This is a genomic window from Streptomyces sp. NPDC087310 (assembly GCF_044744405.1).
In the GTDB taxonomy this organism is placed as follows: domain Bacteria; phylum Actinomycetota; class Actinomycetes; order Streptomycetales; family Streptomycetaceae; genus Streptomyces.
Genome location: NZ_JBIUYF010000010.1, coordinates 262,397 through 287,940, shown reverse-complemented (window position 1 = coordinate 287,940; position 25,544 = coordinate 262,397). Strand labels below are relative to the sequence as shown.

Annotated in this window: 24 protein-coding genes; 13 read left to right on the top strand and 11 right to left on the bottom strand. The window is 71.2% G+C overall.

Annotation, left to right across the window (positions count from 1 at the left end):
* Window positions 1-422: 422 nt before the first annotated feature.
* The 3 genes from ACIO3P_RS34385 to ACIO3P_RS34375 are packed head-to-tail and all read right to left on the bottom strand — an operon-like array spanning window position 423 to window position 3,200.
* A complete protein-coding gene (locus tag ACIO3P_RS34385) occupies window positions 423-2,063 on the bottom strand; it encodes a protein kinase (RefSeq protein ID WP_401851018.1) in 1,641 nt (546 codons plus the stop codon).
* A 49-nt stretch (window positions 2,064-2,112) separates the two neighbouring features.
* A complete protein-coding gene (locus ACIO3P_RS34380; RefSeq protein WP_401791195.1) occupies window positions 2,113-2,289 on the bottom strand; it encodes a DUF397 domain-containing protein in 177 nt (58 codons plus the stop codon).
* 35 nt (window positions 2,290-2,324) lie between these two features.
* Window positions 2,325-3,200 (bottom strand): helix-turn-helix domain-containing protein, encoded by an 876-nt coding sequence (locus ACIO3P_RS34375; RefSeq protein WP_401791197.1) that lies wholly within the window; start codon window positions 3,198-3,200, stop codon window positions 2,325-2,327.
* A 262-nt stretch (window positions 3,201-3,462) separates the two neighbouring features.
* On the opposite strand from ACIO3P_RS34375, the gene ACIO3P_RS34370 reads away from it, so the two are divergent.
* Complete coding sequence (locus tag ACIO3P_RS34370; RefSeq protein WP_401851021.1) at window positions 3,463-3,906, top strand: ATP-binding protein; 444 nt, start codon at window positions 3,463-3,465, stop codon at window positions 3,904-3,906.
* Window positions 3,903-4,367 (top strand): hypothetical protein, encoded by a 465-nt coding sequence (locus tag ACIO3P_RS34365; RefSeq protein ID WP_401851024.1) that lies wholly within the window; start codon window positions 3,903-3,905, stop codon window positions 4,365-4,367. The genes ACIO3P_RS34370 and ACIO3P_RS34365 overlap by 4 nt, the downstream gene beginning before the upstream one ends.
* Window positions 4,368-4,497: 130 nt before the next feature.
* On the opposite strand, the gene ACIO3P_RS34360 is transcribed toward ACIO3P_RS34365, so the two are convergent.
* Entirely contained in the window at window positions 4,498-5,517 is a 1,020-nt protein-coding gene (locus ACIO3P_RS34360; RefSeq protein ID WP_401851027.1) for an NAD(P)-dependent alcohol dehydrogenase, read from the bottom strand.
* Between the two features lie 102 nt (window positions 5,518-5,619).
* On the opposite strand from ACIO3P_RS34360, the gene ACIO3P_RS34355 reads away from it, so the two are divergent.
* Window positions 5,620-6,192 carry a TetR family transcriptional regulator gene (locus tag ACIO3P_RS34355; RefSeq protein WP_401851030.1) on the top strand — a complete coding sequence of 191 codons (573 nt, stop codon included), beginning with the start codon at window positions 5,620-5,622 and terminating at the stop codon, window positions 6,190-6,192.
* Between the two features lie 4 nt (window positions 6,193-6,196).
* Here ACIO3P_RS34355 and ACIO3P_RS34350 read toward each other — a convergent pair whose 3' ends face one another.
* Window positions 6,197-7,252, bottom strand: coding sequence for a zinc-dependent alcohol dehydrogenase family protein (locus ACIO3P_RS34350; protein WP_401851032.1), 1,056 nt, complete (start codon window positions 7,250-7,252; stop codon window positions 6,197-6,199).
* Between the two features lie 82 nt (window positions 7,253-7,334).
* Window positions 7,335-8,831, bottom strand: coding sequence for a B12-binding domain-containing radical SAM protein (locus ACIO3P_RS34345; protein WP_401851035.1), 1,497 nt, complete (start codon window positions 8,829-8,831; stop codon window positions 7,335-7,337).
* A 412-nt stretch (window positions 8,832-9,243) separates the two neighbouring features.
* On the opposite strand from ACIO3P_RS34345, the gene ACIO3P_RS34340 reads away from it, so the two are divergent.
* Both ACIO3P_RS34340 and ACIO3P_RS34335 read left to right on the top strand, forming a co-directional pair.
* Complete coding sequence (locus ACIO3P_RS34340; RefSeq protein WP_401851038.1) at window positions 9,244-10,020, top strand: isopentenyl transferase family protein; 777 nt, start codon at window positions 9,244-9,246, stop codon at window positions 10,018-10,020.
* Window positions 10,017-10,574 (top strand): TIGR00730 family Rossman fold protein, encoded by a 558-nt coding sequence (locus ACIO3P_RS34335; protein WP_329829566.1) that lies wholly within the window; start codon window positions 10,017-10,019, stop codon window positions 10,572-10,574. The genes ACIO3P_RS34340 and ACIO3P_RS34335 overlap by 4 nt, the downstream gene beginning before the upstream one ends.
* A 13-nt stretch (window positions 10,575-10,587) precedes the next feature.
* Here the strand turns inward: ACIO3P_RS34335 and ACIO3P_RS34330 are convergent, their stop codons facing one another.
* Window positions 10,588-10,908, bottom strand: a complete 321-nt coding sequence (locus tag ACIO3P_RS34330) for a hypothetical protein (protein ID WP_401851041.1) — start codon at window positions 10,906-10,908, stop codon at window positions 10,588-10,590.
* A gap of 397 nt (window positions 10,909-11,305) precedes the next feature.
* Here ACIO3P_RS34330 and ACIO3P_RS34325 point away from each other — a divergent pair, with 397 nt between their 5' ends.
* Window positions 11,306-12,487 (top strand): Cmx/CmrA family chloramphenicol efflux MFS transporter, encoded by a 1,182-nt coding sequence (locus ACIO3P_RS34325; RefSeq protein WP_329829564.1) that lies wholly within the window; start codon window positions 11,306-11,308, stop codon window positions 12,485-12,487.
* Here the strand turns inward: ACIO3P_RS34325 and ACIO3P_RS34320 are convergent.
* Both ACIO3P_RS34320 and ACIO3P_RS34315 read right to left on the bottom strand, forming a co-directional pair.
* Window positions 12,462-13,112: an SAM-dependent methyltransferase gene (locus ACIO3P_RS34320; RefSeq protein WP_401851044.1), complete on the bottom strand. Its 651-nt coding sequence runs from the start codon at window positions 13,110-13,112 to the stop codon at window positions 12,462-12,464. The two genes, ACIO3P_RS34325 and ACIO3P_RS34320, sit on opposite strands and share 26 nt — an antisense overlap.
* A gap of 123 nt (window positions 13,113-13,235) precedes the next feature.
* Entirely contained in the window at window positions 13,236-14,330 is a 1,095-nt protein-coding gene (locus ACIO3P_RS34315; protein WP_329829562.1) for an NAD(P)/FAD-dependent oxidoreductase, read from the bottom strand.
* A gap of 201 nt (window positions 14,331-14,531) precedes the next feature.
* Here ACIO3P_RS34315 and ACIO3P_RS34310 point away from each other — a divergent pair, with 201 nt between their 5' ends.
* A complete protein-coding gene (locus tag ACIO3P_RS34310; RefSeq protein ID WP_329829710.1) occupies window positions 14,532-15,746 on the top strand; it encodes a cytochrome P450 in 1,215 nt (404 codons plus the stop codon).
* A gap of 29 nt (window positions 15,747-15,775) precedes the next feature.
* Here the strand turns inward: ACIO3P_RS34310 and ACIO3P_RS34305 are convergent, their stop codons facing one another.
* Entirely contained in the window at window positions 15,776-16,417 is a 642-nt protein-coding gene (locus ACIO3P_RS34305; protein ID WP_329829561.1) for a TetR/AcrR family transcriptional regulator C-terminal domain-containing protein, read from the bottom strand.
* 58 nt (window positions 16,418-16,475) lie between these two features.
* Between ACIO3P_RS34305 and ACIO3P_RS34300 the strand changes: the two genes are divergently transcribed.
* Window positions 16,476-18,080: an FAD-dependent monooxygenase gene (locus ACIO3P_RS34300; RefSeq protein ID WP_401851047.1), complete on the top strand. Its 1,605-nt coding sequence runs from the start codon at window positions 16,476-16,478 to the stop codon at window positions 18,078-18,080.
* 176 nt (window positions 18,081-18,256) lie between these two features.
* Here the strand turns inward: ACIO3P_RS34300 and ACIO3P_RS34295 are convergent, their stop codons facing one another.
* Complete coding sequence (locus tag ACIO3P_RS34295) at window positions 18,257-19,651, bottom strand: cation:dicarboxylate symporter family transporter (protein ID WP_329829559.1); 1,395 nt, start codon at window positions 19,649-19,651, stop codon at window positions 18,257-18,259.
* Between the two features lie 134 nt (window positions 19,652-19,785).
* Between ACIO3P_RS34295 and ACIO3P_RS34290 the strand changes: the two genes are divergently transcribed.
* The 5 genes from ACIO3P_RS34290 to ACIO3P_RS34270 all read left to right on the top strand — a co-directional run bounded on the left by ACIO3P_RS34290 (window position 19,786) and on the right by ACIO3P_RS34270 (window position 25,509).
* On the top strand, window positions 19,786-21,477 hold the full coding sequence (locus ACIO3P_RS34290) for a sensor histidine kinase (RefSeq protein ID WP_329829558.1): 1,692 nt from the start codon (window positions 19,786-19,788) through the stop codon (window positions 21,475-21,477).
* Window positions 21,474-22,184, top strand: a complete 711-nt coding sequence (locus ACIO3P_RS34285; protein WP_329829557.1) for a response regulator — start codon at window positions 21,474-21,476, stop codon at window positions 22,182-22,184. Before ACIO3P_RS34290 ends, ACIO3P_RS34285 begins: the two co-directional genes overlap by 4 nt.
* A 141-nt stretch (window positions 22,185-22,325) precedes the next feature.
* On the top strand, window positions 22,326-23,690 hold the full coding sequence (locus tag ACIO3P_RS34280; RefSeq protein ID WP_401791221.1) for an ABC transporter substrate-binding protein: 1,365 nt from the start codon (window positions 22,326-22,328) through the stop codon (window positions 23,688-23,690).
* The gene (locus ACIO3P_RS34275; protein WP_401851051.1) at window positions 23,687-24,697 is read left to right on the top strand and encodes a carbohydrate ABC transporter permease; all 1,011 of its coding nucleotides are present in this window, start codon (window positions 23,687-23,689) and stop codon (window positions 24,695-24,697) included. Before ACIO3P_RS34280 ends, ACIO3P_RS34275 begins: the two co-directional genes overlap by 4 nt.
* The gene (locus ACIO3P_RS34270) at window positions 24,697-25,509 is read left to right on the top strand and encodes a carbohydrate ABC transporter permease (protein WP_401791222.1); all 813 of its coding nucleotides are present in this window, start codon (window positions 24,697-24,699) and stop codon (window positions 25,507-25,509) included. The genes ACIO3P_RS34275 and ACIO3P_RS34270 overlap by 1 nt, the downstream gene beginning before the upstream one ends.
* Window positions 25,510-25,544: the final 35 nt, after the last annotated feature.

The window sequence follows — 25,544 nt, the reverse complement described above, 5'->3', positions numbered from 1 at the left end:
CCGCAAGGCGCCGGTGCGCGTGTCCACCGCCGGTACCCACAACGCCCGGTCCGGCCACCGGTCCGGCCAGCCGTCCGGCCCCTCCCTCAGCAGGGCCCGGACGGCCCGGAGGACCTCCTCCTCGGGGACCGTACGGGCACGCAGCGCCGCCCGTCCGAGCCGGCCGGCCGATCCCTCCGGGCTCCGGGAACCGTAGGCCGCGCGGAGGAAGGCGAGGATCCCCCGGAGCGTGACCGTCCAGTCGGGCGTGTACGCCGAGCCGTCGAGCTGACCCCTGTACAGCTCGTCCGCCCCTCCCACCATCCCTCCGGGCCGCCGCCGGAGCACCACCCGTGCAGCAAATGGGGAGTGCTCCCCATTTGCCTCGGCCCAGACGGTAGCAGGCGACCCGAGGGTTCAGGAACGGGGCCGGGCAACGGCGCTCAGGACATCGCGGGGTTCACCTTCGTGACGTTGCCCTTACTGTCGGCCTCCAGATAGCCGCTGCCGTACGCGTTCGTCAGATAGAGCGTCAGGCCCGGCGACGAGCCGAGGAGCGCGTTCGGCTGCCTGATCAGGAGATAGCGCGAGGTCGGCTTGTCGATGTTCAGGTCCTTCGCGGCCCGCTTCAGCAGCGCGGGGACCGCGTCCCAGTCGAACACGTCGATACTCACCGGCAGTTGACCGCCTATGAGCGTCCCGCCCGCCGGGCCCTTGGTCACGCCCTCGCCCGGACGGTAAGTGTACGTGTCGTACCGCTTGTCGCTGCCCTTGACCATGCCCTGCGCGGAGACGAAGTCCGCGTACACGGAGAAGCTGCCCACCTGGTCGGTGCCCATCGTCGCCTTGAGCTCCTTGACCGCCGTACGGATACCGGTCGGCGTCAGCAGACCCTTGACGGCCTCCGTCGACCGCGACGACGACGGTGAAGACCCGGGCTGCCCGGTCGAGTCGGGCGCGTTCGGCCAGGTCAGGTCGCCCATGTCGGGCAGCAGCGTCCACAGGAGCACGCCCGTCAGCGCCGTCCCGGCGAGCGAGGACCCGATCGCGACCCTGCGGGCCACCCGGGACCGCCCGTTCCCCGGCGTCAGCACGGCCGGTCGCGGAACATCGCCGTACGGCACGGTGGTACGCGGGCCCGCCTCCGCCGGAACGGCGTCCTGCGGCGTCACCGCCGAGGGGGTCACCGGAGGAGCCAGGCGGTACGACGTCGTCCCGGGCTTCCCGGACTCCGGCTCCGCCGCCTCGCGCACCACGGCCGCCAGCATGCGGTCCACGGCCTCGGCGTCCGGCCGCCCGGCCGGATCCCGTACGAGCACGGCGTTGAGGACGGCGGTCAGCGGCCCGGCCTTGACGGGCGGCGGCAGCGGCTCCTTGAGGACGGCGGCGAGCGTGGCCAGGGTCGAGCCCTTCCGCAGCGGATGCCGGCCCTCCACGGCCACGTACAGCATCATCGCCAGCGACCACAGATCCGAGCCGGGCCCGCCGTCGTCCCCACTGATCCGCTCGGGGGCCATGTAGTCGGGGGTGCCGATGATGGCCCCGGTCGCGGTCAGCGCGGTCGCCTCCCGGATGGCGGCGATACCGAAGTCGGTGAGCACGGGCCGGCCGTCCGGCCGCAGCAGCACATTCGCCGGCTTCACGTCACGGTGCTGAATGCCCGCACCGTGCGCCGCCCGCAGCGCGGCCAGCACCTCCCGCCCCAACTCGGCCGCCTCGACCGGCTCCATCGGCCCCCGGGCCAGCCGGTCATGGAGCGTCCCGCCGGTGACCAGCTCCATCACGATCCAGGGGTACGGGTACGCGTCACTGTCCACGACATGGTGAATGGTCACGACATTGGGATGGTTGACCCGCGCCAGCGCACGGGCCTCCCGCAACACCCGGGCCCGCAGCAGATGCGCGGCCTCCGGGTCGTACTCGGCGAGCACCGGATCGACCAGGCGCATCTCCTTCAACGCGACGACCCGGTCCAGCACGACATCCCGGGCCCGCCACACCGTCCCCATCCCGCCCCCGCCGAGCCGCGCCTCCAACTCGAACCGGCCGTCGACGACCCGTCTGCCGCTCTCCCCGTCACTCATGGCCGGGAGCATACGAGACGTAGACACCCGGCCGACGGGTGGCCGGGCCCTACAACTGGGCGCCCACGGCCTGGACGAAGGCGGTCCACGCGGGGCCGGTGAAGACAAAGGCGGGGCCGTGGGGGGTTTTGGAGTCGCGCACGGCTATGCGGCCACCGGGGAGGTGGGCGCTTTCGACGCACATGCCGTTGTTGTCGTTGCTGTAGCTCGCAGTGAACCACTCCACACCAGTCAGCGCGTCTGACGTGGTTGTCGTCGGTATCAAAGCTCCTCCATTGCTTTCTTGATCAGGCTCAAGGACTCCTGCGGCCCCGGAGACAAGGCTCGCAGTTCATTGAACGCCTCGTCGTACAGCTCCACATCAGCCTCCCGCCGTAGAACCCAGTGATCGGCCAGGTGCTCCAGGTACGTGATCGGCTTCAGAGCGAAGCCGTCCGGGAACCGCAGGATCGTGAACGGTCCGTTCATCGCCCTGTGGACACCAGCCTTGAACGGAACGACCTGGACGTTTACATGGGGCGCGGAAGCAGCCTCCATGATCTGGGCGAGCTGCGCCCTCATGACCGATGGACCGCCCACCTGCCGAAGGAGTACCGCCTCATTTATGACGACGGCGCACTTCAGTGGTGGATCGCGGCGAAGCACCTCCTGCCTCTTCAGCCGCAGTTCGACCATGAGGTCGATGTCCTCGTCGGAGCAGTGGCCATGGGCATGCCGATGCAGCACACGAATGTAGTCTGCCGTCTGGAACAGACCAGGCACGTACTCGGAGTTGTAGCTGTGCACCGCAGAAGCTGAAGACTCCAAGCCAAGGAACGCCTTGGGAGCGGGGCCGATGACCGGACGGTACTCAGGCGATTGCCACCAGTCCCGCTTCGTCTTGGTGACCGCCGCATACTCCTTGAGCTGGTCGGCGGCCTCCTGTTCGACCCCGTAGATCTGGCAGAGCGCCATGACGTCGGCCGGCTCGACGGTTACGTTCTCCCCCGTTTCCAGTCGGGTCAGCTTGGACGGGCTCCAAATGAGCTTCTTGACCACCTGAGTTGACGTCAGCCCCCTCTTGAGCCGGATTTGCCGCAGCTCACTGCCCAGTTGCAGTCGACACAGAGTGGGCGTTGCCGCCTGTGTGTCCGTCATTGCCTGCCGTCCTCTCCGCACACTGCCCAGTGGAACGTTCTGCGCCACAGCGGGAGTCACCAACGCCAGGTGAACGACTCGTGCGCAAGAGGAAATTCACGACACAACTTGCTCGCGCACTTTCGCCGGACCACTTCCGGGAGCTACCGCCACGATGCGAGGCTATACCCGCTACTCACGCAGCGCAGCCGTTTCACTCCATAACGTGAGCATGCTCGGCGCCTGCGACGGCAACCCCAAGGTTCGACCGTAAGGACTCTCGATGCCCCCCTCGACACAGAGCGCAACTCCCCTTCCCGTCACGTCCGTCGAGATACGGGACGCTCTGCGGCTGAGCCTCACCTTCCGCGCCCACCCCCACCGCGTCGCACACATGCGGCGCATCGCCGGCACGGTGCTCCGCCAGGACGACATCGGCGGCGACGCGGTCGCGACCGTACAACTCCTGGTCAGCGAGATCGTCACCAACGCCGTGGTGCACGGGAAGGCCGAGCGGGTGCGGTTCTCGCTGTCGTACGACCGGAACGGCATCGTGCTGATCGAGGTGGACGACCACTCCCCCGCCCCCGTCGCCGTGCGGCTGCCCGGCCCCGACGAGGAGAGCGGGCGAGGGATGTTCCTGGTGTCAGAGCTGGCACGGGCATGGGGCAGGCGCGGGTCGTGTACGTGGTGCACCGTCGCCACGCGGGAGGTGGCGGCCGGATGACGCTCACGCCCCGCACTCCTGGCACCCATTGGCGCGACCGGGTCGGCCCGTCGTTCGTGTCCGACGCGGACACACTGCGTCGGCTGCGTGCCGCGCTGAGCCGGTGGCGCCTCCAGGAACGGCCGGTCACCGCAGGCGACCCGGCGCCCCCGATCGACGTGGCAACCATCTCCCGCACCGTGGACGAGGCCCTTGACCAGCGGACCGCCCTCCCCGAGCGGGAGTGGGTCGACGTCACCGTATTCCTTCTGCGCGACCACCTCGAACTGCTCGTACGCGAGTACCGAGGCACCACCGACACACCTGCCGTACGGCAACTGCACCGCGACGCCTACGCATTGCTCGAACTCGGCCGACGGTTCACCGCCGACACACCGCCCCTCCACCTCTACGAGCTGATGCTCGCCCTGGCCACCACCGCACACGCATTCCTCGCCCTGCATCAAAAGGGCCGGGCCTGAGGTGTGGTGCGGGGGGAGTGGGTGCGGGTCGGCCTGTCGGGGCGGGCCGGTGGTGAGTTGGGCGCCGCAGCCCGCCCCCTCGAACCCGGCCCACCCCGACAAGCCAACCCGCACCCCCGCCCCCGCCCCCTCAAAGCTCCAGCACCGCCCGGTACCGCGCGCGTCCGTTTCGTACATGGGCGAGCGCTTCGTCCATGCGCGTGACCGGGAACGTCTCGACCTCGGGTCGGATGTCGTGGCGTGCCGCGAAGTCGAGCATCTGGCGGTTCTCGATGGGCGAGCCGGGGATGCCGCCCACGAGTTTCTTCTCGCCCAGCAGCAGGCTCAGCGCGGGGACGCTCATCGCCTCGTGCGGGAGGCCGACGACGCACAGCGTCCCGTGCGGGCGCAGCGTCGCGAGGTAGGCGTCCCACGGCAGATCGGCGGTGGCCGTCGAGAGGACGAAGTCGAAGGAGTCGGCGATCGGGTCGAGTCCGTCGCTCGCCGCGTGGAACGCGTGCGCGCCGAAGCGGCGGGCGTCCGCCTCCTTCTCCGGGGTCGAGGAGATGGCCGTCACGTGGCAGCCCCACTTCGCGAGGAACTGGATCGCCAGGTGGCCGAGGCCGCCCACGCCGACCACGGCGACGCGGTCCGTCGGGCGGACTCCGTGCCGCAGCAGTGGTGCGAACACCGTCGCGCCGGCGCACAGCAGGGGCCCGGCCTGTTCGGGGCTGATGGCGTCGGGGAGGGGGTAGACGTGCCGCCAGTCGCTCGCGCGTACCTGGGTGGCGAACCCGCCGCCTTCGCCGCGGAACACGGTCCGGTCCTTGTCGGGGCACAGGTACTGCCGTCCACTGAGGCACCATTCGCAGGCGAAGCACGACCCCGCGATGGCGCCGACGCCCACGCGCTGCCCGACCGCCAGCCGCGTACCGTCGACCGCGCTGCCCAGGGCCCGGAGGACGCCGACCGCCTCGTGGCCCGCGACGATCGGGTATCCGGTGATGCCGTGCACGTCGTCCAGCATGTCCACGTCCGTACGGCAGATGCCGCAGTGGGTCACGTCGACCGCGACCTCCAGGGGGCCCAGGGGTCCGGGCTCGTACTCCCGCACGCGTACAGGGCCGCCGGGCCGTTCCATCGCGTACGCGCGCACTGTTGTCACCGTCATCGGGTGCCGCCTCCCACCAGAAAAACTAACTAGTTGGTTTTAGGTGGACAGTAGACGCCGTCGGCCCCTGACCGCAACTAACCGGTTGGTAAGCTGCTCCGCGTGTCCCCCGCCAAAGCTGACGCCACCCGCCGCCGTCTCCTCGACGCCGCCACGGCCGACTTCGCCGCCCACGGCATCGCGGGCGCCCGGGTCGACCGCATCTCGGCCGCAGCGGGTGTCAACAAGGCGCAGCTCTACGCCTACTTCGGCGACAAGCTCTCCCTCTTCGACGCCGTCTTCGGCGTGCACGCGGACGCCGTCGTCGACGCCGCGCCGTTCACGGCCGACGATCTCCCCGGCTACGCCCTGGGGCTGTACGACGCCTGTGTCCAGCGGCCCGAGCTGGTCAGGCTGGTCACGTGGGCGCGGCTCGAAGGCGTGAGCACCGCGAACCGGGGGGTCGACACGGCGGCGGGCGCCGCCAAGCTGCGGGCGATCGGCGAGGCGCAGCGCGACGGCCTCGTCCGCGCCTCGATCGCCCCGCAGGATGTGCTCGCGCTGCTGATGTCCATGGCGATGACCTGGTCGTCCGCCGGCCTGTCCGGCGCGGCGGCGGAGGACGCGCCGCCTGCCGAGCACGCGCGGCGCAGGCAGGCGCTGGCCGAGGCGGTGTCCAGGGCCTTCGTCCTGTGAAGCCCTACCCGGCGGTGTACGGGGCGGTGTGCGGGGTGATGACGGTGATGCCCGCGGCCGAGCCGTCGCTCAGCGCGGCCAGGGCGGCGGGGGCCGCGTCCAGGGGGATGGTCGTGGACACCAGCAGGTCGGGGCGGAGCGTGCCCGCGTCGATCTGGCGCATCATCTCCGGGTAGGCGTGGGCGGCCATGCCGTGGCTGCCCAGGATTTCGAGTTCGCGGGCGACGACGTGGGCCATCGGTACGGGCGTACGGTCCCCGGGGAGCAGCCCGACCTGTACGTGCCGGCCCCGGGTCCGCAGGCCCTTCACGGACGCCGCGCAGGTCGCCGCCGAGCCGAGGGTGTCGAGGGAGACGTGCGCGCCGCCGCCCGTGGCCGTCCGTACGGCGGCGGCCGTGTCGGGGACCGCCCCGGCGTTCACGCACACCGCCGCGCCGAACTTCCTGGCCAGTTCCAGGGCGCCCGGGGTGACATCGACGGCGACCACGCGCGCGCCCGCGGCCACCGCGATCATCACGGCGGAGAGGCCGACCCCGCCGCAGCCGTGGACCGCGACCCACTCGCCGGGGCGGGTGCGGCCCTGGGCGACGACGGCGCGGTAGGCGGTGGCGAAGCGGCAGCCGAGGGCCGCCGCGGTGGCGAACGAGAGGGTGTCGGGGACGGCGACGAGGTTGGTGTCGGCGCGGGGCACGGTGACGTACTCCGCGAACGATCCCCAGTAGGTGAACCCGGGCTGCTCCTGACGCTCGCAGACCTGCTGGTCACCGGCGACGCACGCCGGGCACGTACCGCAGGCGCAGACGAAGGGGACCGTGACCCGGTCCCCCACGCGCCAGTTCGCGACGGCGTCCCCCACCGCCACCACGCGCCCGGCGAGTTCATGGCCGGGCACGTGCGGCAGGGAGATCCCTTCGTCGTGGCCCATCCAGCCGTGCCAGTCGCTGCAGCACAGGCCGGTCGCCTCGACCCGTACGACCACACCGGCCGGGGCGGGCTCCGGGTCGGGAACGTTCCGTACCTCGGGCAGCCGCCCGAACTCCTCGAACACCACGGCCCGCACGCGCACCACTCACCTTTCCCGATGGTCCCGGACCCCCATTGGACCACCCGGGGCTTCCTCCCCCGCCGCTCCACCGCTTCTGTCACTCGGCGGTGGCGCTGACCCCCTGGTCGGCGAGCTGGGCGAGGAGGGCCGGCTGCCGGCGGGCCGTCTCGGCGGGGTCGGTGAAGTCCGCGCCGAGCATGCCCAGACGGTCGACCAGCTTCTCGACCACCCTGTTCCGGGCCGCGGAGCGGTCGGGCAGCAGGGGCGAGTCGTACGCGTGCTGCCAGACGCGGGCGATGGCCCGGTCGTTCTTCCAGCGCACGTCCCGCAGGGTGTCGAGCCGCAGCCGGTGGGCCGTGTCGCTGTCCATCCCGTGGTGGGTCCACCGCTCGGACTCGCCCTCGGGGTCGAAGACCTCAAGGCCGAAGCGCTCCGCGTCCTGCCAGACGGGCATGGTCTCGTCGTTGAGCATGAACGGATAGAGGCCGAACTCCCCCTCGTACTCCGAGACCAGGAACTGGCGGGTGTCCTCGTACAGTTCGGGGGTCTCGCCGGGATATCCGACGATGAAGGAGATCCAGTGGTGGATCGAGCTGCCGGAGAGGAGTTCGAAGGCCGTCCGGTTGGCGCGCGCCGTGACCTTCTTGTTCATGTAGCCGAGTGTGGTGTCGTTCATCGACTCGAACCCGATGGACAGGGCCCGGCAGTGTGCCGCCTCCAACGCGTCGACGACACTCCGGTCGCGCAGTGAGTTGGCGCGGGTGTACGCCTCCCATTCGAGCTTGGTCTCCGCGAGCATCGGCAGCAGGGCGCGCAGCCGGGTGGGCGGGACGGTGAAGGTCGAGTCGAGGGCCTTGATGTACTGGGCGCCGTTGTCGTCGCGGTAGCGGGCCCAGTCGTCCGCTATCTTCCGCGCCGACTTGTAGCGCCACTTGGGGGACGCGGCCGGGAACGAGCAGTACTTGCAACTGAACGGGCAGCCGCGCATGGACTCGTAGGGCACCACGGGATAGGCGCCGTCGAGGGTGGGCGAGGGCAACCCCTCCAGGTCGGCGTACTTGACGGGGCTCAGCCGGATCCGTCCCGTATCGCCGTCGCGCCACACGAGGTTGGGGATCGCGCCGATGTCACCACCGGTCCGCAGGGCGCGCAGCAGCGCGGGCAGCGACTCCTCGGCGTCGCCGCGGACGATGAAGCGGACGCCGGGGTGGTCGGCCAGGATCTGCTGGAACTTGAGGTTGCTGTACTGCCCGCCCAGCACGAGAGGGGTGTCGGGGAAGCGCAGGGACGCCCAGGTGACGGCGCGGCCCAGGGTGCGGCGGTCCCAGATGAAGGTGGTGGACAGGAGTATCGCGTCGAAGTCGCCGCCGGGTTCCGGTGGTTCCCGTACGGTCGCGGGGTCCTCGCCCGCCCCTTCGCCCCTCCCGTCTCCCGGCCCGCCGCTCCGCCAGATCCGTTCGATGGGGTAGGTGACGCAGTCGATCCCGGCCCGGTCGAGGATGGCCTGCAAGGTGAACGTGGTCAGATGCGGGGCCGCGGGCGGGGCGGTCGACGCACCGGCATCCGCGCCGTTGGCCAGGCGCACCGCGCTCACCGGTCGGGCCCCGCTCCCGTTACGTCGTGGCCTCAGCAGGGGGAGGTACGCGCCGTCGCCGCCGGCCACCCGAAGCCGCGACAGATCGAACGGGCGCCCCCGCGTCCTCCCGGTGCCGTCGTCCGTGCGTGTGTCGAAGGAAGAACCCGCCAGGAGTCTCCGGTTCGGAAACTCCGGCCCCATTCCTGAAATCAGCAGGGTGTTCACACATCACCGTCCGCATAGTTGGCACTGCTTCTCTGCGAGGTTAGAAGCCGGTCGATGACACGAGTCAAGTTAAGGCCGCGTCAAAGGGGAACTCTTTGCCTACTTTCCCGTTCGATGACGTTGTAAATACTTCAACTAGTGACTCCCTAGGGGCACTTCGACCTATCGTGAGTGATCGTCAGATGACCGGCCGAAGGAGTTTCCCGTGCCCATCAGCTCTGCCGTCAGCGGTGCCGTCACACATACGGAGAACACTCGACTCATCCATGTCGTCGCGGGCCCCACAGGGGTGGGCAAGAGCGCCGCCGCCACCGGTCTCGCCCGTATCACGGGAGCCCCCATCGTGGTGGCCGACCGGATCCAGTGCTTCACCGACCTGGCCACCACCAGCGCCCGCGCCGGCGACGAGGTGACCGACGTCCAGCGGTTCTGGCTCGGCGACCGAACCGTGGCCGAGGGGGACTACACGGCGGCGGAAGCGGTGGAGAGACTGGTCAGCACCTTGCTCACGCTCGGCGATGACCACCCGTTCATGATCGTCGAGGGCGGTTCCATCTCGGTGCTGTGGGACTTCGCGGAACGCCTCCCCGAGCTCCCGTTCCGCACGACCGTACGGCTCTTCCACATCGCCGACCGCCGGCGGCATGTGGAGAACCTGACCCGCAGAGCACGGACCATGCTGGTTCCCGACGGCCCGGAGAAAAGCACGCTGGAGGAACTGGCCACCGCGTGGAAGAATCCGGACCAAAGGTCCTTTCTCGCATCCGTCAACGGATTCGAGGCGATTCTGGAATGGTGCGCCACGCATTCCGTCGCGGTGGAATCACTCTCACCCGCGAGCCTGTCCGACGAACAGATGGAGACACTCGCCGGAATGATAGCCGTTCGACATGCCGAACACGGCTTCCTTCAGGACCGGATATTCTCCAGGATTTTCAACACGAGTACGAGTACGAGTACGACGATGACAACGGCCGCATGACCGCGGTCACCGCATTCTGTGGAGCGTTCTCCGGCTGCCGCCCCGTCCATCTGGCGGCAGCCGCCGCGTTCGGCCGGGCGGTGGCCGACGCCGGTCTGGACCTGGTGTACGGCGGGGCCTCGGTGGGCCTGATGGGCGCCATGGCGGACGCGGCCCTCCGGGGCGGGGCCCGGGTGGTGGGCGTCATCCCGCAGCACCTGGCCGACCACGAGATCGCCCACACCGGACTCACCGAACTGCGAATCGTGGCGGACATGCACGCGCGGAAGGCCATGATGGCCGAACTGGGCGACGCCTTCGTGGCGCTGCCCGGCGGACTCGGCACCGCGGAGGAGTTCTTCGAGGCCCTGACGTGGGCCCAACTCGGCATCCACCGCAAGCCCTGCGCGCTCCTCGACACGGACGGGTTCTACCGGCCGCTCCTGACGTTCCTCTCCCACGCGGCGGACGAGGGGTTCGTGGCGCGCCAGGACATCGAGAACATCATCGTCGAGGCGCGCCCCGGCGGCCTTCTCGCCCAACTCACCGCCCGGCTGACCTACGAGTACGGCTGAGCCGGGTCGGTCTTCACAGAACGGCCATGAGCACGAACGTCGGCGCCAGGGTCAGCAGCGCACCGGCCGGCCAGTACAGCCGGGAGTCCAGCGGGACCCTGCGCCGGACGGGGTAGTTGGCCAGCCACCAGAGCAGCGCGAACCCGACCGTCACCGGTGCCCCGAGCAGGAACCAGGGCAGCATGCCGTCGTTCTCCGTCGGCTCCCCCCGCGTCCAGCCGAGGGCCGCGAGCGGCCAGTTCGAGGCGAAGTACCAGCACAGAAAGATCGGTACGACCGCGGGAACGCCCAGCAGCAGGTTCACCGCCACGGACGTCAACGACCACTTCCACATGGGGTCAGTATGGATCAGCCGTCCGGTCCGCCGGGAAATGAACTGGACGGGGCGTACGCGTGCTGGTTACGGTGCCGTCATGTCCAGCCCTGAGGCGTCAAGACTCTAGCCACCGGCCGTCCGGTGGCGAGTCCGCGTGTGCCCGGCCGTAGCGCCGGCACGTCTCCATGTACCCCCGTGACGTACTCACGTGACGTACCCACATGACGCATCCCCGTGATGTGTCCATGTGCGGTCCCCACGTGCTGTCTCCATGCGTACATGCGCTGTCGCGACTCCCGCTCCTCCCCACCTCACCGGATCCGCCGGGCCCGCGCGCACCTGCCGTTCTTCGGCCGGTGCGCGATGACATGCGGTCATTTCCATGCTTTCCACGATGTGGTGACGGAGTCTCGCTGTGCCTTTCGCTCTCTACCTGCTCGGACTGGCGGTTTTCGCCCAAGGGACGTCCGAGTTCATGCTCTCCGGCCTCGGGCCGGACATCGCGCGCGATCTACAGGTGTCCATTCCGGCCGCCGGCTCACTGACCTCGGCGTTCGCCGTGGGGATGGTGGTCGGCGCGCCGTTGATGGCGGTGGTGAGCCGCCGCTGGTCGCGGCGGCGCGCGCTGCTGCTCTTCCTGGTGACGTTCCTGGTGGTCCATGTCGTCGGGGCGCTCACCACGAGCTACGCCGTACTGCTCGTCACCCGGGTCGTCGGGGCGCTGGCCAATGCCGGGTTCCTGGCGGTGGCGCTGGTGACGGCGGTCGCGATGGTCGACCGTACGAAGACAGGACGGGCCACCTCCGCCCTGCTCGGCGGTGTGACCATGGCGTGTGTCGTGGGTGTGCCCGCCGGTGCGGTGCTGGGGCAGGTCTGGGGGTGGCGCTCGGCGTTCTGGGCGGTGGCCCTGGTGTCGGTGCCGGCCGTCTTCGCGATCCTGCGGGCCGTACCGTCGTCGAGCGCCGCTCCGAGCGCGGGCGCGGCCGGGGGTGTGCGTGCGCGGGCGGAGTTCCGGGCGCTGCGCGAGCCGCGACTGCTGGTCACACTGGTGCTGGGCGCCCTGGTGAACGGCGCGACGTTCTGCACGTTCACCTATCTGTCCCCGCTGGTCACCTCCGTCACCGGTCTCAACACGGTGTGGGTGCCCGTGATGCTGGCGCTGTTCGGGGTGGGCTCGTTCGTCGGGGTCACCGCCGGGGGCCGGATCGCCGACGTACGCCCCGTGCCGCTCCTGGTGGTGGGCGGCCTCGCGCTGGTGGCCGGCTGGGTCGTGCTCGCGGTGACGGCGGGCAGCCCGGCGGCGGTGACGGTGCTCGTCCTGGTCCAGGGGGCACTGTCGTTCGCCGTCGGGTCCACCCTGATCTCGCAGGCGCTGTACGCGGCGACGGGCGCGCCGACCCTGGCGGGCGGGTTCGCGACGGCGGCCCTCAACGTGGGCGCCGCCGCCGGGCCGTGGTGCGGCGGGCTCGCCCTCGCGGCCGGGCACGGTTTCCGCGCGCCGGTGTGGGTGAGCGCCGCGCTGGTGGCCCTGGCGCTCACCACGGCGGGGGCGGCGGCGACCACGGCGACGGTCAGGCGCGCGAACGTCGCAGCTTGAGGGCGTTGTCCGTACGGGTGACCTGCTCGCCGTCCGGGGCGGTCTGGAGGCGTTCGTGCTCCGCGTTGAGCAGTACCTCCCATTGGCCTTCCGGGAGTTCGAGGGAGGCCAGCACCTCCTCGGGGGTGGGGAGGTGCACGTTCGGCGGGTTCGGGTCCCAGGACGGGAAGCCCGCGTGGCCGACGATCAGCAGGGTGCCGCCCGGGGCCACGGACGCGGCGGCGGCGCGCAGGATCCTTTCGCGGGGGAACTCCTCGCTGGGCGAGTGCAGGAAGTGGGCCGAGACGAGGTCGAATCCGCCCGTCGGGAACGTGGCCGTGAGGTCGTGCCACTGCCAGTCGATACGGTCGGCCACCCCCGCGTCCGCCGCGTGCCGGGCCGCGCGGCCCAGGGCGACGCGGGAGATGTCGGTGGCCGTGACGTGCCAGCCGCGCTCCGCGAGCCAGACCGCGTCGGCCCCCTCGCCGCAGCCCAGGTCCAGGGCGCGGCCGGGCGGCAGGCCGGTGGTCTCGCGGACGAGGACGGTGTTGGGCTCGCCGCTCCAGATCCGCTCGCTGACTCCGTAGCGGCCGTCCCAGAACTCCTCGTGGGACTCGCCAGGGGCGATGGTGTGGTGGTCCTGCATGCGTGTGGGCTCCCTAGTTCTTCTTAGTTCTTCGCGTTGTCCGTCACGGACGGGAAAGGGGAAAGACGGGAAAGACCGGAAAGGGGCAAGGGGAAAGGGGGAAGCGGACGACGGGGTGGCCGGTCATGCCGCGCCGACGAGGGCCCGTCGCCCGGCGACGGCGCGGGCCGTCTCCTCGGTGATCAGGTCGGCGTTGATCATCGAAGCGGCGCGTACGGCGGCCGCGGCGGCCCCGATGACGGTCTCCGCCATGCCGGTGACGTTGCCGGCCACCCACACGCCCGGTACCGATGTGGCGCCGGACGCGTCGGACGGCACGGTGGCGCCGATGACCTCTCCGGCCATCTCCTGGTCGGCGACGTCCAGGCCGAGCCCCTTGAGGAAGCCCGCGCGTGCGGTGAAGCGCGGCCCCGTCACCAGGGCGCCGCGGGGGATCACCCGGCCGCCGGCCAGGGTCACACCGGTGAGGCGGTCGTCGGTCACCTCCAGGGCGACCACTTCACCCTCGACCACGGCGACGCCCCGGGCCGCGAGCCGCTCGTACTCCTCGTCGGCGAGTTCGGGCCTGGTGTGCGTGAACAGGGTGACGTCGTCGGTCCACTGCCGCCACATCAGCGCCTGGTGGACGGCGAGCGGGCCGGTCGCGAGGACGCCGACGGGCTGGTCGCGGACCTCCCAGCCGTGGCAGTACGGGCAGTGCAGGACGTCGCGTCCCCAGCGCTCGGCCAGCCCGGGGACGGGGGGCAGCTCGTCCACCAGGCCGGTGGTCACCAGCAGCCGGTCCGCCTCGACCGCGGTGCCGTCGGTGAGGACGACGCGGAAGCCTCCCGGGGCGGCCGAGTCCGGGGCGCCTGGGGCGTCCGGGGCCTGCGCGGCCGGATTCGAGGGGTCCGGGGCCGGGGCGGCCGGGGCGTCCGGGGCCGGGAGGCGTTCCGCCGTGGCCACCTCGCCCTGAAGGATCTCGGCGCCGTACGCCGTCGCCTCCTCCCGGCCCAGGGCCAGCAGCCGCGCCGGGGCGGTCCCCTCGCGTCCCAGGTAGTTGTGGATGTGGTCCGCGGGGGCGTTGCGCGGGTGCCCCGCGTCGATCACCAGCACCGAGCGGCGCGCCCTGGCCAGGGTCAGGGCTCCGCTGAGTCCCGCCGCTCCTCCGCCGATGACCACGACCTCGTAGCGCCGTGCCCGCCGGGTCCCGTCCGTCTGTCCTTGTGGCTCAGTCATGTGCAGTACCTCCGTTGACGGAGATGGTGCGCCCGTACCCGGCGCGACGGCAAACACACTTGCTGATACCGCAAATATTCGAGGACGGCGACTCGTAGCCATTTGCCCGATAGCAGGCATATCCCCGATATGAGAGAGGTACGTATCCCTCGTTCCGTGACACCCGTTCAGAACACCGACGCGCCCGTGCTGGAGTACGCGATGACCGAGACCGGTACGACCGGTACGACCCCCACCTGCCCGTTCGACTTCAGCGAGGGCCTGGAGTTCGATCCCTCGCTCGCGGAGCTGATGAGCCGGGGGCCCGTCACCCGGATCCGGCTGCCGTACGGCGACGACGAGACCTGGCTCGTCACCGACTTCGACGAGGTACGGCAGGTGACGATCGATCAGCGGCTCAGCCGGGCCGGTGTCGTGGGGCACGACTATCCGCGGATGACCCCGGAGCCGATGGTCTTCGCCGAATCGCTCAACGTACTGGACCCGCCCCACTCCACCCGGCTGCGCCGGCTGGCCTCGCAGGCGTTCACGAAGAGCCAGGTGGACCGGATGCGGCCCGCCGTCGAGGGGGTCGTGGACGAACTGCTCGACGCCATGGCCGAGCAGGGGTCGCCCGCCGATCTGGTGCGCCACCTGTCGGACGAGCTGCCGCAGCGGACGATCTGCTCGCTGCTCGGGATCGCGCCCGCCGACCGGCCGACCATGCAGCGTCACGCCCACAGCCTGCTGTCGACGGCGCCGGAGAAGGGGCAGGACGCCGCCGTCGCCAAGCGGGAGCTGCGCGCGTACTTCAGCACCCTGGTCACCGAGCGGCGGCGGGCCCCGGGGGACGATCTGATCAGCACCCTGGCCGCCGCGAAGGACGGCGACGACGTCTTCGACGACCAGGATCTGGCGGTCATGTCGTTGACCCTGATGCTGAGCGGCCACGACACGGCGACGTGCCAGATCAGCAACATCGCCTATCTGCTGCTCACCCGGCCGGAGCTGATGGAGCGGGCGCGCGGCGGCGCGGAGAACCTGTCCCGACTCCTGGACGAGCTGCTCCGCTACATCCCGTTCCGCAAGGGGGTCGGCCTGCCGCGCATCGCCCTGGAGGACGTGGAGCTGGGCGGGGTGACGATCAAGGCGGGCGACTACGTCCAGGTCGCGTATCTGACGGCCAACCGCGATCCGAAGCGGTTCGCGGAGCCCGACGTCATCGATCCGGACCGCCCGCCGACCCCGCACATGACGTTCGGCTGGGGCGGCCACCGCTGTATCGCCGCCCCCCTGGCGATGGTGGAGCTGGAGGCGACGTTCGCGGGGCTGCTGGCGCGCTTCCCCGACCTGCGGCTGGCGGTGCCGGCCGAGGATCTGACCTGGGACACGGAGACCATCCGGCGCTTCCCGCACACCCTGCCGGTGGCCTGGTAGCCGGGCCACCGGCACGAGGGCCGCGGGGCCTACGCGCCCCGCCCCGCGGCCCTCAGTGAGCGCAGGATCAGCTCCAGCCCGTAGTCGAAGCGCTCGTCGAACGTCGCCTCCGTCAGGTGCGGCACGCCCCGGCTCAGCTCGGGGTACTCCCCCGCGGCGAGCGCCCGCGCGAGGCGGTCGCCGACCGCGTCCGGGGCCGCCTGCTCCTCCTGCGTCAGCCCGAGCACGTAGTAGACGAGGGTGAAGCAGGCCCACGCGGCCTCGCGCTCCCCGAGCCCGCCCGCGCGCAGCGCCGCGACCATCGCCTCGGCGCTGCGCAGCGTCGCGGGCTCGGCGGCGTACGTGCCCGCCACGATCGCGGCCCCGTCGCGGTGGGCGAGCAGCGCGCGGCGGTAGCGGGCGGTCAGCTCGCGCACCCGCTCGTCCCAGGGCTCCGGCAGTCCGTCCAGGGGCATGGCGGCGACGATCGCGTCCGCCATCAGGTCCAGCAGCCCGGCCTTGGTCTTCACGTGCCAGAGCACGGTGTTCATCCGGACGCCCAGCCGGTCCGCGACCGCGCGTACCGACACCGCGTCGGCACCTTTCTCCGCGAGCAGGTCCAGCGCCGCGCGCGCCACGGCGGCGGGGTCGAGCCGGGTCCTGCCGGGGTCGCCCGGTTGCTTTTTGGTCACTGACCTAGTCTACTCGTCCCGAGGCTATTGGTCAGTGACCAGGAAGCGAGGGGAACCCATGGGGAACCGAGTACGGACCAGGGAAGAGGTGGTCGTCGTCGGCGGCGGCCCGGTCGGGCTGTGGCTGGCGGCGGAGCTGCGGCTCGGCGGCGTGTCCGTCACCGTCCTGGAGGCGCGGGTGGCCAGGGGCCCGCACTCCAGGGCGCTCACCGTCCATCCGCGCACCATCGAGAACCTGGCCTTCCGCGGGGTCGCCGAGCCGTTCCTCGCGGAAGGGGTACGCATCCCGGAGGGCCATTTCGGCGGGCTGGCGGAGCGGATGGACTTCGCGGCGCTGGACACGCCGTTCCCGTTCACCCTCGCGCTCCCCCAGGCCCGTACGGAGGAGCTGCTGGAGGCGCACGCGCGGGCGGCCGGTGCGCGGGTCCTGCGCGGCCACCGGGTGACCGGGCTCGCCCAGGGGGCGGACGGGGCGGAGACGGGCCCGGAGGCCACCTCAGAGGCCGCAGCGGGCTCAGGGGCCGGGGCGGGCTCGGTGACCGTACAGGTGGAGGGGCCCGACGGTCCGTACGCCCTGGAGGCGGCGTACGTCGTCGGCTGCGACGGCACCCGCAGTACGGTGCGCGCCGCCGCGGGCATCGACTTCCCCGGCACCGACGCCACCATCTGGGGATGGCTCGGCGATGTCGTGCTGGACGACCCGCCCGCGGAGGTGGGGCTCACCGTGTGGGGTCCCCGGGGCGGGCTGCTCGCCGTACGGATCCCCGGCGGCCTGCACCGCTTCGTCGGGGCCACCCCGGAGGACTTCGGGGCCGCCCCGGCCGGTGACCCCACCCTGGAGGAGCTGCGGACCAAGGTCGCCGGGATCACCGGCCGGGACTTCGGCATGCGCGACCCGGTCTGGCTCTCCCGGTTCGGCAACGCGACCCGGCAGGCCGCGCGCTACCGCGCGGGGCGGGTGCTGCTCGCGGGCGACGCCGCGCACATGCACTTCCCGTCCGGCGGCGTCGGCCTCAACGTGGGCATCCAGGACGCCACCAACCTGGGGTGGAAGCTGGCCGCCACCGTGCGGGGCACGGCGCCCGCGGCCCTGTTGGACAGCTACCACGACGAGCGGCACCCGGTCGGGGCCGAGCTGCTGGAGAGCACGCGGGCACAGACCGCCCTCATGACGGGCTTCTCGACGGAGGGGCTGGCGCTGCGCGCGTTCATCGGCGGGCGGATCGCGTCCGTACCGGCCTTCTCGCAGGACCTCGCCGAGCGGCTGTCCGGGCTGGCCGTGGCCTATCCGCCCGCGCCGGGCGACCCCGTGCACCCGCTGACCGGGCGGCGCGCCCCCGATCTGGCGCTCGACCCGGCCGGTGCGGGCGGCGCGGGCGGCGCGGGCGCCGAGGGGCCGGCGGACGGCCCGTACCGGCTGTTCGATCTGCTGCGCGACGGCCGGCACGTCCTGCTCGACCTCGCCGGAAGCCCCGACCTCGCCGAAGGCGGAGGCGGGCGCGGCGAGGGCACACCGGAGACCCCGCCCGGCACCGTCCCGTACCGCGCCCGCCTCACCTCCGCGCACCCCGGCTGGTCCGGGGTGGGCGCGGTGCTCGTACGCCCCGACGGCCATGTCGCCTGGGCGGCCGACGCCGCCGACGCGGCCCCGCCCACGCGCTGAACAGCACCACCCGCTGAAACAGCGGACCGGCCCGTACGGAAGGCGTCTCCGTACGGGCCGGTCTTTCGCGGGGCCGGGGTCGGGGGGAAGTGGGGGGTGCCCCGGCCGGGGTTCCTCGTGGTTCCTCGTGGGTCCGCGCGGCTCTCGGCGGACCCACGCGGCCTACTGCGTCGGGGTCAGACGCCGGCCTTCTCGCCGTCGCGCGGCGCGGGCGCCGACTCCTTGGGTGCGGCGTCCGCGGCCGTACCGTCGTCGTCCGCGTCGTCGTGACCGCCGCCGTGGCCGTCGTCCACGAGCGTCTTCTCGTCGAACGGCCGGTTGCCCGCGAGGACCTCGGCGACCTGATCCTTGTCGATCTCCTTCGTCCACGTACCGATCAGTACGGTGGCGACCGCGTTGCCCGCGAAGTTCGTCATCGCGCGCGCCTCGCTCATGAAGCGGTCGATGCCGACGATCAGGCCGACACCGTCGACCAGCTCGGGGCGGTGCGACTGGAGCCCGCCGGCCAGGGTCGCCAGACCCGCTCCGGTGACACCCGCCGCGCCCTTCGAGGCGATGATCATGAAGAGAAGCAGCGAGATCTGCTCACCGATCGACAGCGGGTTGCCCATCGCCTCGGCGATGAACAGCGAGGACATCGTCAGGTAGATGGCGGTGCCGTCGAGGTTGAAGGAGTAGCCGGTCGGCACGGTGATGCCGACGACGGGCTTGCTGACACCCAGGTGCTCCATCTTCGCGATGAGACGCGGCAGCGCCGACTCGGAGGAGGAGGTGGAGAGGATCAGCAGGAACTCGCGGCCCAGGTACTTCAGCAGCGAGAAGATGTTCATGCCCGCGACCAGGCGCAGCAGTGCGCCGAGGACCAGGAAGACGAAGAGCGCGCAGGTGACGTAGAACCCGATCATGATCATCGCGAGCGACTTCAGCGCGTCGATGCCCGTCTCGCCGACCACGGCGGCGATGGCGCCGAAGGCACCGACCGGAGCGGCCCACATGATCATCGCGAGGATGCGGAAGACCAGGCGCTGGATGTGCCCGATCCCGCGCAGGATCGGCTCGCCCGACTTGCCCATCGCCTGGATCGCGAAGCCCGCGAGCAGGGCGATCAGCAGGGTCTGGAGGACCGAGCCCTCGGTGAAGGACGAGACCATCGTCTTCGGGATGATGCTGAGGAGGAAGTCCGAGGTGGACTCGCTCGCGCCTTCGGCCTGGGCCGCGCCGACGCCCTTGCTGGCCTCCGTGATGTGGAGACCCGCACCGGGCTGGAGAATGTTGCCGACGAGCAGGCCGATACCGAGCGCGGCGGTCGACATCAGCATGAAGTAGCCGAGGGCGAGGCCGCCGACCGCGCCGACCTTGGCGGCCTTCCTGACGGATCCGACGCCCAGCACGATGGTGCAGAAGATGACTGGCGAGATCATCATCTTGATGAGGTTGACGAAGCCGGTACCGAGCGGCTTCAGCTCGACGGCCACCCCGGGAGCCGCGAAGCCCACCGTGATGCCGAGTACTACGGCTGCGATCACCGCTATGTACAGAAAGTGGGTACGGTCCCGCTTTGCTGCGGCCACGGGTCCTCCTTGACTCGTCCCTGCGTTCCCCCGTCCCTGTCCGAGGGGTCCCGGTGACTATCCACCACGGTTGTGACGCCGGTCACCCTTACGTTCATTTCGTTCATATGAATCAGGCCAGGCATTCTTGTTTCATGCATCTGCCCCGACCCCGCAGTCTCGCCGCGCAGCTCTTCGCGATGCAGGTCGTCCTGGTCGCGGCCGTCGTCGTGGGGTGCTCGGTCTTCGCCTACGTGACCAGCCGTACCCACGCGGACGAGACCGCACGCAAGCAGGTTCTGGCCACCGCGCACGCGCTGGCCGACTCACCGTCGGTGCGGGAGGCCATCCGTACGCCGGATCCGAGCGCCACGCTCCAGCCGTACGCGGAGCGGGTCCGGCACGACACCGGCATCGACTTCATCACGATCATGAACCCGCGGGGCATCCGCTGGACCCACCCCGACCCCGGGCAGATCGGGCAGCGCTTCCTGGGCCGTACGGCGCCCGCGCTGCACGGCCGGGCGTTCACGGAGACGTACACGGGCACGCTCGGCCCCTCCGTGCGGGCGGTGGTCCCGGTCCGGGACGGCAGCCGGATCACCGGACTGGTCGCCGTCGGGATCACCGTGCAGCGGATCTCCAGCGAGGTGACGCAGCAGGTGAGGGTCCTGGCGCTGGCGGCGGGCGCGGCGCTGGCGCTCGGCGGGCTCGGTACGTACGTGATCAACGCGCGGCTGCGCCGGCACACCCACGGGATGAACGCGGCGGAGCTGAGCGCGATGCACGACTACCACCAGGCCGCGCTGCACGCGGTGAGCGAGGGGCTGCTGATGCTGGACGGCGGGCGCAGGATCGCGCTGGTGAACGACGGCGGGCGGGAGCTGCTGGGGCTCGACGAGTCCGCCGTGGGCCGCCCGGTCGCGGAGCTGGGGCTGCCCGCGCCGCTGACGGGCGCACTGCTCGCCTCGGAGCCGCGTGTGGACGAAGTGCACATGACCGCCGACCGAATCGTGGTGGTCAACACGCGACCGGTGGTCGGCGGGGAGCAGCGCGGTACGGTGATCACCTTGCGCGATCACACGGAACTTCAGGCGCTGTCGGGTGAGTTGGACTCGGAGCGCGGGTTCACCCAGGCGCTGCGTTCGCAGGCGCACGAGGCGGCCAACCGGCTGCACACGGTGGTCTCGCTGATCGAGCTGGGACGGGTGGAGCAGGCGGTGGAGTTCGCCACGGCGGAGCTGGAGCTGGCCCAGGAGCTGACGGACAAGGTCGTCGGGGCGGTCGCCGAGCCGGTGCTCGCCGCGCTGCTGCTGGGCAAGGCGGCGCAGGCGAACGAGCGCGGTGTGGAGCTGGTGCTCGCCGACGACAGCCGGATCGACGACGGGGTGCTGCCGCCGACGCTGCCTCCCCGTGACCTGGTGACCATCCTGGGCAATCTGATCGACAACGCGGTGGACGCGGCGCAGGGCGGCGAGGGCGCGCGGGTGACGGTGACGGCACTGGTGGACGGAGACGAGCTGCTGCTCGGGGTACGGGACACCGGGGCGGGGGTCGATCCGCACGACCGGGACGAGGTGTTCCTGCGCGGCTGGTCCACCCGGGGCCCCGGTCGCGGGCTGGGGCTCGGTCTCGTACGGCAGGCGGTGCACCGCGCGCGCGGGACGGTGGAGCTGGCGCGGGGCGCGGAGGGCGGCGCGGAGTTCACCGTACGGCTGCCGCTGGGCCCGCGGCCGGACACCTCGGACGGCTCGACGGCTGTTCGTCGGCCGGACGGGTCGACGGCTGCTCCTCGGCCGGACGGCGGCTCCTCGCAGGCGCCCACCACCACGGAGGCGGACCGGTGAGCGCGCTGCCGCCCACGGGCCCGGCGGGAACGGCGATCCGGGTGCTGGTCGTCGAGGACGACCCGGTCGCGGCCGACGCCCACCAGCTCTACGTGGGCCGTGTGCCCGGCTTCGCGGTCGCGGGCGTCGCCCACTCGCGCGCCGAGGCGGGGCGGCTGCTGGACCGTACGGAGATCGATCTGATCCTGCTCGACCTGTACCTCCCCGACGGGCACGGCCTCCAGTTGCTGCGCAGCCTGCGCGCCGCCGGCCACCACGCGGATGTCATCGCGGTCACCTCGGCGCGCGATCTCACGGTGGTGCGGGAGGGCGTCTCGCTCGGTGTCGTCCAGTACGTCCTGAAGCCCTTCACGTTCGCGACGCTGCGTGACCGGCTCACCCGGTACGCCGAGTTCCGCGCGGCGGCGGGCGAGGCCAGCGGACAGGAGGAGGTGGACCGGGCGCTGGGCGCGCTGCGGGCGCCGCAGCCGTCCTCGCTGCCGAAAGGGCTGAGCGCGCCGACGCTGGAGGCGGTGACCCGTTCGCTCCGCGCGTCCGCGACCGGGCTGACCGCCAGCGAGCTAGGCACCGAGGTGGGCATCTCGCGGATCACCGCGCGCCGCTATCTGGAACATCTGGTGACCAACGGGCGGGCGGTCCGCAGTCCGCAGTACGGACAGGTGGGGCGGCCCGAGCTCCAGTACCGCTGGCTGCCCGCGTCCCACTGAGCGCGCGCCCCGCACCGTCATGCGCCGGGGCTCACGCCGGGGGGAGCCAACTACTGGCCCCTGCACGGGGATTGACCCTGCGATTGAGCCGGTCCTACGGTCGCCGGGCAGCCCCCCGTGGCTCATGAGGAGGTCGTGCCCGTGCGCCCCACCGCCCCGCTCATCCTCGCCTCTGTCCTCGCCACCGTCCTCGCGGCCGGTTCGCTCACCGCGTGCGGCGGCGGTTCCGGCAGCGATCCGGACACCGTGAAGGTCGCGTACAACCGCTCCACCGACAACAAGATCCGCTTCAAGGACCAGCATCTGGAGTCCGTGAAGCGGGAGTTCGAGAAGGCCCACCCGGGCAAGCGGGTCAAGCTGATCCCGATCCAGGCACCGGACAACGACTACGCGACCAAGGCGCAGCAGATGATGCGCTCCGCGAAGACCGCCCCGGATCTGGTCTACGAGGACACCTTCCTGATCAACTCCGACATCAAGGCGGGCTATCTGCGCCCGCTGGACCCGTACGTGGCGAAGTGGGACGCCTGGGACCAGTTCGTCGACACGGCGAAGGCGGCGGCCCGGGCCGAGGACGGCAAGACGTACGGCATCCCGGACGGCACCGACACCCGTGGCCTCTGGTTCAACAAGAAGATCTTCGCGCGGGCCGGGCTGCCCGCCGACTGGGCGCCGAAGAACTGGGCGGAGGTCCTGGACGCGGCCCGTACCGTCAAGGAGAAGGTCCCCGGGGTCGTCCCGCTGAACGTCTACACGGGCAAGGCCCCCGGCGAGGCGGCGGTGATGCAGGGCTTCGAGATGCTGCTGTACGGGACGGGCGCGGACCCGCTCTACGACCCGGCCGCCAAGAAGTGGGTGACCGGCGGGCAGGGGTTCCGGGACGCGCTGGGCTTCGTCCGCACGGTGTACGCGGAGAAGCTGGGCCCGGACCTCTCGGACGCGCTGGACCCGAACATCGGCACGCGGGTCGCGACGGAACTCCTCCCGGAGGGGAAGCTGGCGATCTCGCTGGACGGCTCCTGGATGGGCCAGAACTGGATCAACGCGGGGCCGAAGGAGTGGTCCGCGTGGTCGCGGGATCTGGCGCAGACGCCGATGCCCACCCAGCGCGGCCAGGCGCCGGGCGCGGTGTCGATGTCCGGCGGCTGGACCTGGGCGATTCCGCGGAAGGCCAACAACCCTGATCTGGCCTGGGAGTTCATCAAGACCTTGCAGACGGCGGAGAACGCGGTGGCGTGGGACGTCGCCGCCGCGCAGATCGCCGTACGGAAGGACGTGGCGGCCGATCCGCGCTATCTGAAGTCCATGCCGGGCATCCGGTTCTTCACCAAGCTGGTCGAGTTCACCCACTACCGGCCCGCGCTGCCGGTCTATCCGCAGGTGTCGACGGCGATCGGCGAGGCGATGGAGACGGTGACGACGGGGGACGGCACCCCCGCCGAGGCGGCGAAGGCGTACGACGAGCAGCTACGGACCATCGTCGACGGCGCGGTGACCGGCGAGTGAGTACGGCGGGGCTCCGGGCCGGGACACCGGACGGGGTGCCGGGCGGTGCGGCGAGCGGTGCGGCGGAGGGGATGCCGGGCGACGGGCCGAACGGGTCCGGATCCGGATCCGGATCCGGGCGGTGGCGCTCCGGGCTCCGGAAGGGGCGGCGTCAGAGCGGGGTGTGGCGGTGGCTGCCGATCGCCCCGGCCACCGCCCTCCTGCTGCTCTTCCTGGCCGGGCCGATCGGCTACTGCGCCTGGATCGCCTTCACGGACACGCAGTTGACGGGCTCGTCGTCCTCGGACTTCGTCGGTCTGGCGAACTTCCGCCGGGCCTTCGCCGACGAGGCGTTCCGCAACGCGGTGTGGCTCACGCTCGTCTTCACGGTCGTCTCGGCCGTGCTCGGCCAGAACACCCTGGGGCTGGCGCTCGCCGGACTGATGCGCGCGGCCTCGCGCCCGGTCCGTACCCTCACCGGCGCGCTGGTGATCGCGGCATGGGTGCTGCCCGAGATCGTCGCCGCGTTTCTGCTCTACGCCTTCTTCCGCCGCGAGGGCACCCTCAACGCGATCCTGGAGACGCTCCATCTCCCCTCCCAGAACTGGCTGTTCACCCTGCCGATCCTGGCGGTGTCGTTCGCCAACGTCTGGCGCGGCACGGCCTTCTCGATGCTGATCTACTCGGCGGCGCTCGCCGAGATCCCCCAGGACGTGACGGAGGCGGCACAGGTCGACGGCGCGAGCGGGGTACGGCGGCTGTGGCACATCACCCTGCCGATGATCCGCCGCTCCATCGGCACCAACCTGATGCTCAACACCCTCTCCACCCTCTCCGTCTTCGGGCTGATCTGGGCGATGACCCGCGGCGGCCCCGGCAACCGCAGCCAGACGTTGCCGGTGTTCATGTACGACCAGGCGTTCCTGAAGAGCCTGATCGGCTACGGCACGGCGGTCGCGCTGCTCCTGCTGCTGGTCGGGGCGCTCTTCTCGGTGGTCTATCTGCGGCTGATGAAGGTGGAGGTGTGATGCGGCGCCGACTGGCCGCGGACGCGGCCCTGTTGCTGACGGGCGCGGCGTTCGCCCTCCCCCTCGTCTGGCTGCTCCTGGCGTCCGTCGACACGGAAGCCGATCTGCGGGTACGGCTGCCCTCCGCGGCCACGACGGAGAACTTCGACGCGGTCCTCACCGACGAGATCACCTTCACCCCGATGATCAACAGCGTGCTGCTGTGCGGGAGCGCCACCCTGCTGACGGTGGTCTGCGCGGCGCTCGCCGCGTACCCGCTCTCCCGCTACCGCTCGCGCTTCAACCGCCCGTTTCTGCTGACGATCCTGTTCACGACGTGCCTGCCGATCACCGCGATCATGGTCCCGGTGTACGGGCTCTTCGTGCAGGTCGACCTGATCGACACCCTGCACGGCACCGCGCTCTTCCTGGCCACCTCCCAACTGCCGTTCTCCATCTGGCTGATGAAGAACTTCATGGACGGTGTCCCGGTCGTCCTGGAGGAGGCCGCGTGGACGGACGGGGCGTCGAACCTCCAGACGCTGACCCGGGTGGTGCTGCCCCTGATGGGCCAGGGGCTGACCGTGGTGACGATCTACACCTTCATCCAGCTCTGGGGGAACTTCTTCGTCCCGTTCATGCTGCTGCTCACCCCGGAGCAACTGCCCGCCTCCGTATCCATCTTCACCTTCTTCGGCAACTACGGCTCGGTGATCTACGGGCAGCTCGCGGCGTTCTCGATCCTCTACTCGGTGCCGGTGCTGGCGCTCTACCTCCTGATCTCGCGCAAGCTGGGCGGCGGCTTCGCCCTCGGCGGCGCGGTGAAGGGCTAGGCCGTCCTGTTAACACCGACCCCGCCGTCCACGAG